The organism is Pseudonocardia pini (assembly GCF_013870575.1).
GTDB lineage: Bacteria > Actinomycetota > Actinomycetes > Mycobacteriales > Pseudonocardiaceae > Pseudonocardia > Pseudonocardia pini.
In genome coordinates, this window is record NZ_JACBXB010000631.1 from 1 (window position 1) to 3352 (window position 3352).

General features: G+C 73.0%; 5 protein-coding genes. 4 read left to right on the forward strand and 1 reads right to left on the reverse strand.

What is annotated here, in order from left to right:
• Positions 1 to 511: CHRD domain-containing protein (locus tag H5J29_RS26120; RefSeq protein WP_312858415.1), on the reverse strand; the 511-nt coding region annotated here is incomplete at its 3' end.
• A gap of 122 nt (positions 512 to 633) precedes the next feature.
• Here H5J29_RS26120 and H5J29_RS26125 point away from each other — a divergent pair.
• The 4 genes from H5J29_RS26125 to H5J29_RS26140 all read left to right on the forward strand — a co-directional run.
• Positions 634 to 1236 carry an ArsR/SmtB family transcription factor gene (locus tag H5J29_RS26125; RefSeq protein WP_181783671.1) on the forward strand — a complete coding sequence of 201 codons (603 nt, stop codon included), beginning with the start codon at positions 634 to 636 and terminating at the stop codon, positions 1234 to 1236.
• A complete protein-coding gene (locus H5J29_RS26130; protein ID WP_181783672.1) occupies positions 1233 to 1925 on the forward strand; it encodes an SRPBCC family protein in 693 nt (230 codons plus the stop codon). Before H5J29_RS26125 ends, H5J29_RS26130 begins: the two co-directional genes overlap by 4 nt.
• A 59-nt stretch (positions 1926 to 1984) precedes the next feature.
• Positions 1985 to 3064 (forward strand): NAD-dependent epimerase/dehydratase family protein, encoded by a 1080-nt coding sequence (locus H5J29_RS26135; protein ID WP_181783673.1) that lies wholly within the window; start codon positions 1985 to 1987, stop codon positions 3062 to 3064.
• A 47-nt stretch (positions 3065 to 3111) separates the two neighbouring features.
• Positions 3112 to 3352, forward strand: a 241-nt coding sequence (locus H5J29_RS26140; RefSeq protein ID WP_181783674.1) for a glycosyltransferase, incomplete at its 3' end; no start/stop codon positions are given.

Genomic DNA, 3352 nt, shown 5'->3' on the forward strand with positions numbered 1-3352 from the left:
GGGTGTCGGTGAAGAACGCGGCCGGGTCGGCCTCGATCCGGTCGAGGGTGAACCCGGCGCCGGTGTCCTGGCCGTCGCGCATCACCCCGGTGGTGAACGGGCCCTGAAGGCAGCCCTCGCTGCGCAGGGTGCCGTCACCGGTGTCCTCGGGGTTCGGGAACGCGAGCCGCGGCGGACCCGCGTTGCCGGCGTCCCCCTCGTGGATGTGTGTGGCCGTGCGCGCCGGGCTCTGGTAGGGCGGGGTCACCCCGTCGAGGGTGATGTCGTAGCAGATGACCTCGGTGTCGCTGTTGATCCGGTAGTGGAACGTGCCGGTCGCGCCGGGCTCGCCGGGGGTGGCGACGCCGTCGTTGTTCACGACCATGTCCGGGGTGGCCATGGCGGTGAACATGCTGGTGAAGGTCGCGGGCTCGGCCACCTCGGTGTCCTGGGCGGTGGCCGTACCTGCCACGGCGAGGGTCAACCCCGCCGTCAGGGCGACGACGGCGGTGAGACGGATCGATCTACGCACGGTAGCTCCTCGGTTTGTCGCGTTCGCCCGATATACGCAGTCCTCCCCGGCCTCGTTCACCGTCTCGGCGAAGTCGGCGCCCCTCATTTGACAGATATTCTTGTCTAATCGAGTATGTCCGCGTGGCCGCCGGTGCGTTCGTCGACGATCCCCGGCAGGTCGCTGCCGCGGCCTCCCCGCTGCGGCGCCGCCTGCTAGGGATGCTGGGGGAGCCGTCGTCGGCGACCCGGCTCGCCGCGGAGCTCGGACTGACCCGGCAGCGCGTGAACTACCACCTCCGCGCGCTGGAGGCGGCCGGGTTGGTGGAGCTGGTGGGTGAGCAGCGGCGGCGCGGGTTCGTCGAGCGCCTGGTGCGGGCTCGGCCCGGTCTGGTGGTGGACCCGGTGCTGACGGACCGAGACGTCGACCCGGCCGTCCGGGAGCAGGATCGCTTCGCCGCGGAACACCTGGTCGAGGTCGCCGCGGGAACCGTGCGGGACGTCGCCCGGATGCAGGCGGGCGCCGAGGCCACCGGCAAGCGGCTGCTCACCTTCACCGTGGAGGCCGAGCTGGGCTTCGCGGAGCCCGCCGACGTCCATCGCTTCACCGACGAGCTCACTGCGGCGCTGCGGGAGCTCGCCGACCGGTTCGACGTACCGGGTGGGCGTCGGTACCGCGTGCTCGTCGGCGGACATCCCGGCCCGGCGCCGGTCCGGGGGATCGAGGAGACAGGGGATCGGACATGACCGAACCGACAGGCTCGACGCCGCGCATCGAGGTGACGGTGTCGGCCCCGCCCGAGCGGGCATGGGCGGCGCTGCGGGACCGCGACCTGGTGCACCAGTGGCACGGCTGGCAGTACGACGACCTGGGGGCGGAGATCGACACGATCTTCTTCACCGGTGTCGTCGAGGAGGTGCCGGGGCGCTCCCTGGTCCTCGGGGACGGGGACCGCTTCGACGTGCTCCCCGCGGGCGAGGGGGCCCGGATCGTGCTGACCCGGGCACCACTGGGTGGGAACCCGGAGTGGGACGCCTACTACGACGACGTCACCGAGGGCTGGATCTCCTTCCTGCACCAGCTCGCCTTCGCCCTCGACCGGCACCCCGCCGACGTGCGCCGCACGCTGTTCCACTCGCGGGACGAGTGCGTGCCCGTGGACCTCGTCACCGCGGCGCCCGGCGACCCGTACGCGCTGACCCTGCAGGGCGAGGAGCTGACGGGCCGGGTCTGGTTCCGGTCTGCTCACCAGCTCGGCCTCACCGTCGACGGGTGGGGGGACGGGCTGCTCGTCGTCGCCGGGCTCCCGCCCTCCGAGCGGGCTCTGAAGGGCTCGGCCATGGCCATCCTGACTACCTACGGGCTGTCGGAGGAGGCCTTCGCCGCGCTCGACGAGCGCTGGTCGGCGTGGGGAGTGGCGGGGACGACCTCGTAGGGAACTGCGACGAGTCGCCTCGCGACTGCCGACCAGGCGCACGTTGCTACGGTCCCCCGATGCGGGTACTGGTCACCGGGGGAGCCGGGTTCATCGGGTCTCATGTCGTGGATCTCCTTGTGGCGCAGGGGCATGAGCCGGTGGTGCTCGACGCGTTGCTGCCCCAGGCCCACGGTGCGGAGGTCCCGGACTGGGTCTCGGGCGAGTTCGTCCGAGGGTCGGTCGGTGACCGCGAGGTGCTGGCGCCGCTGCTCGCCGGGGTCGACGCGGTGTGTCACCAGGCGGCCATGGTCGGGCACGGCGTCGACCCGTTCGACGCCCCCGACTACGCCGCACAGAACGACCTCGGCACCGCCGTGCTGTTGGCCGAGATGTATCGGGCCGGCGTGGACCGGTTGGTGCTTGCGGGATCGATGGTCGTCTACGGCGAGGGCCGCTACGACTGCGCCGAGCACGGTGTCGTCCGGCCCGGTCCGCGCGCCGTCGCGGACATCGACGCCGGGATCTTCGAGCCGCGGTGCCCGCGGTGCGGCCGCGAGCTCGTCCCGGGGCTGGTGCCCGAGGACGCGCCACTCGACCCCCGGAGCACCTACGCGGCGACGAAGCTGGCCCAGGAGCACCTGGCGAGCGCGTGGGCGCGACAGACCGGGGGGTCGGTGTGGTCGCTGCGCTACCACAACGTCTACGGCCCGCGGATGCCCTTCGGCACGCCCTACGCGGGAGTGGCGTCGATCTTCCGGTCGGCGCTCGAGCGGGGTCGGGCCCCGCGGGTGATGGAGGACGGGCGGCAGCGGCGGGACTTCGTGCACGTCACGGACGTCGCGGCGGCGAACCTCGCCGCGTTGACCACGCCGGTGGAGGGGTTCGCGGCGGTGAACGTGTGCTCGGGTGAGCCGCACACCGTCGGCGACCTGGCGGTGGAGCTGGCCAGGGCGATGGGCGGCCCGGAGCCGGAGATCGTGGGCGGGGCGAGGGCGGGGGACGTGCGACACGTCGTGGCCGACCCGGCGCTGGCCCGGGAACGGCTGGGGTTCCGGGCGGAGGTGGCCTTCGCCGACGGGGTGCGGGCCTTCGCCACGGACCCCCTGCGCGCCGGCCCTGCCGTGACCGGATCGGGTACGGACGTCACCGATCGGTAAGCACCCGAGACCGATCCGACAGGCCTCTCGGCACCGAAGATCAGGGTGTGCACCGTCCTGAGATCGTCCTGCCGTGCCTCGACGAGGCCGAGGCGCTGCCCGGAGTGCTCGCCGCCCTGCCCGCGGGGTGGCCGGTCCTGGTCGTCGACAACGGTTCCACCGACGACACCGCCGCCGTCGCCGAGGCGCACGGTGCCCGGGTGGTGGTCGAACCCCGCCGCGGCTACGGCGCCGCGGTCCACACCGGACTGGAGAACGCGCGGGAGGAGCTCGTCGCGTTCCTCGACG